At 61.1% G+C, this 3,391-nt stretch carries 3 protein-coding genes; 2 read left to right on the top strand and 1 reads right to left on the bottom strand.

All coding sequences use genetic code 11. The features are described 5' to 3' along the window. Window positions 1-45 precede the first annotated feature (45 nt). On the bottom strand, window positions 46-927 hold the full coding sequence (locus AC0QTX_RS27270) for a substrate binding domain-containing protein (RefSeq protein ID WP_474606922.1): 882 nt from the start codon (window positions 925-927) through the stop codon (window positions 46-48). A gap of 124 nt (window positions 928-1,051) precedes the next feature. Between AC0QTX_RS27270 and AC0QTX_RS27275 the strand changes: the two genes are divergently transcribed. Then, a complete protein-coding gene (locus AC0QTX_RS27275; protein ID WP_474606923.1) occupies window positions 1,052-2,254 on the top strand; it encodes an MFS transporter in 1,203 nt (400 codons plus the stop codon). Window positions 2,255-2,371: 117 nt separating this feature from the next. Beyond that, window positions 2,372-3,058, top strand: a complete 687-nt coding sequence (locus AC0QTX_RS27280) for a L,D-transpeptidase (protein WP_474606924.1) — start codon at window positions 2,372-2,374, stop codon at window positions 3,056-3,058. Window positions 3,059-3,391 lie beyond the last annotated feature (333 nt).

Here is a 3,391-nt window from a genome sequence, read left to right on the forward strand (position 1 = left end):
ATCTGCCAGAAGCAGTCGTTCTTCCCTGCTGCCGAGTCGGAGGTCTTATGCCGCCGAATTCAACGCGCTTGAGAGCGCATCAATGAACAACCTCACCTTGGCCGGGACCATCCGTCGCGTTGGGTAGATGGCCCAGATCGCAAGCATCTCAGGTGCTGCGTCCGTGAGCCGGACCTCCGCGAGTGCGCCGCTCGCGAGACCCTCCTTCGCCATCCACTCCGAGAGGAGTGCGATACCGAGCCCACCGATGCACGCCTGATAAACTCCTTCGATGGTACTCGCCGTGAAACGGCCGTCGATCTTCACGGCTGCCGTTCGATCGGGGCCGCTGAAGCTCCAATGGGTGGTGCCCGTAATCGCTAGACACTCATGGTTCCGCAGGTCAGCCAGGGTTGATGGCGGCCTTCTCGCTTTGAGATATTCCGGTGATGCGAAGAGCCCCCTTGGATTGGGAGCCAAGCGGCGGGCGATCAAGCCCGTATCACTCAGCTTCGCGATCCGCACAGCGAGGTCGAGGCCTTCGCTCACAATATCAACGACGCTGTCTGTCAGGAGAAGGTCAACGCGAACGTCAGGGTTGGCCTTCATGAAGGCAACCGCTGCAGGGGCCAGTACCTTGCGGCCGAAGCTGGATGACGCCGTCACGCGTAAGAGGCCTGATGCGCCCGATGCCGCCTGACGCATACTCGCCAGCGCGGCATCATGCTCTTCCAGCAGAGCCTGCGCATGAGGCAAAAAGGTTTGTCCCTCGCTGGTCAGAGCCAGCGAGCGTGTTGTCCGGTGCATCAGGCGGACGCCGAGCTCCCTTTCCAGAGCAGCGAGATGCCGTGTGGCGGCCATCGGGGCGATGCGCAGCCGCCGAGCAGCCGCAGCAAGGCTCCCCGCACCGGCTGCCTCAACAAATACCGAGAGTGTCAGGAAGTCCATTCTATCGCCTGAAGATATAGTCGCCTATCAATCTAGGGTACTACAGCTCTTTGCGAGATAGAATAGTCTAATGCCCATTGGCTCGCGGATGAACCCGCGCCGGATCAGCCGATGGAGAGGTACAATGCTCGCGCAGACCCCGGTGGATCTCACCGCTCCGACCACCCTAGGACGCGGAACCATCTTCGCGATGGCGGTAGCCGCTGGAATTGCGGTCGCCAACATCTACTACAACCAGCCGATGCTCGGTGTGATGGAGCGAGACATGCCCGGCTCGCTGACAGGCATGATCCCTACCGCAACTCAGCTGGGATATGCGCTGGGACTTGTCCTGCTCGTCCCCCTTGGGGACCGGATCGAGCGACGGCGGCTGATCGTCGTACAGTTCGGTTCGCTGGCACTCGCACTCGTGCTCTGCGCCATAGCGCCAACTCCGGCTCTTGCCGTCGCAAGCTCGTTCATTGTCGGCCTTGCTGCGACAGTCGCGCAGCAGATCGTGCCCCTGGCCGCTCATCTGTCCTCCCCCGAGCGTCGCGGTGCCACCGTCGGGGTCGTCTTGTCCGGCATTCTCACAGGCATTCTGCTGAGTCGGACGCTGGCCGGACTCGTAGCCGCCCAGGTAGGATGGCGGGAGATGTTCTGGCTGGGTGCTCCGATGGCGCTCGGTGCCGGCGGTCTCATGGCGCTCTACCTGCCTACGAGCCGGCCTGACACGTCGCACTCCTATGGGGCGCTCATCCGCTCCCTCGTGCATCTCTGGGTTGGATTGCCGGCGCTGCGCCTTGCGGCGGTCACTCAGGCGCTCATCTTCGCGGCGTTTACACTCTTTTGGACCATCCTCGCCTTTCGCCTCGAGCAGCCTCCCTACGGTCTTGGTGCAGACATCGCCGGCCTGTTCGGCATCGTGGGCGCCATTGGGATTGTCGCAGCACCCGTTTCTGGCCGGTTCGCTGACCGGCATGGCTCCACTCGGATCGTGTTGACAGGGGCTGCCTTGACCTCCGTCTCATGGATAGTTTTCGGTATGTCAGGATCGCTCGTGGGGCTTATCCTCGGAGTGATCATCTTGGACTTTGCCATGCAGGCAGCCTTGGTCGCCAATCAGAGCATCGTGTTCGCATTGCAGCCGGAGGCGCGGGCTCGCCTCAACACAATCCTGATGGGATCCATGTTCCTCGGCGGAGCACTCGGCTCAGCATCCGGAACGGTGGCTTGGCAAGCGGGCGGCTGGTCCGCAGTGGTCGGGCTTGGACTAGGGCTCGGATTTGCTGCGGTGGCTCTCCAGATCGTCAGTGCGCGGCGCTGGTCACCCGAGTTGGGCCAGTAAGCCACCCTGTTTGCGCTGCGATCCCTCGGCCCTCGTCGTCAACTTTTTACTGCCCCGGCAGGGGTCATTCGAAGCCATAAACAACCTCTATTACCGTAGTTGCGTGGAGAATTCACCATGATCAGCCGGCGCATGTTCGTCCTTGGGACTTCTGCCTTGCTTGCGTCGTGCACGTCACAGCCTAAGCCTCAGTTGTCCGCAACTGCGCCCGTGGTAGATCCGCACTATGCAGATCTGTACGCGGATATCGTCACAGAGCCGTTCCCGCTTCCAGCCGTAGACACCACCGCAATCGACAGCCGATTTCTGAGGCGTATCGTTCCTTACGTGACGCGGGAGCAGCCCGGAACAGTCGTGGTGAACACTGCCACACGGTTCGCCTATCTCACCCTTGGGGGCAATCATGCCATTCGGTATGGCGTTGGCGTCGGCAAACAGGAGGCGTTTAACTTCCAGGGCACCGCCATCGTCGGCCGCAAAGCAGAATGGCCCCGCTGGAGGCCGACCCGCGACATGATCCGGCGGGAACCGGACCGCTACGCCAAGTACGAGAACGGCATGGATGGCGGGCCGGAGAACCCGCTCGGGCCGCGCGCGCTCTATCTTTACAGAGACGGACAGGACACACTTTATCGTCTGCACGGCACCACAGAGCCGTGGTCGATCGGCTCGATGGTATCGTCCGGCTGTGTGCGGTTCCTCAACCAAGACATCATCGATCTGTACAAGCGAGTTCCAGTTGGCGCAAAAGTCGTTGTTCTGGCGGCGGCCGGGCAGCCGCCAGATGATCTATCGTCAAGCTGAGGACACAAACTGGTGGGAGTTGGCCTGATCATATCATCAGGTAAGTCAGGTGGACTATACCTCAACTAACGATCAAGCAACGCAGGCGACCTCGGTCGGAGATGCGCCGCCGGGCTCGGGCCAGGCTGCGCAGCGCGGCCGGGCTAACGGGAGGCATGCTCCTGCCCTACTGCCGACGACGTCAGCCCTACCAGTAAGTCACAGTTCAAAACAATGAGGTTGGGGGTCGCCTTTGGGTCAAAGTGTAACGTTGAACGAACCAGATGGAGGTCTGCTTGTCGCGCCATATACAAAAATTCGGCTTACTTCTAGAACGTGCCATCAATCGACATT

The organism is Microvirga sp. jy35, from assembly GCF_056148915.1.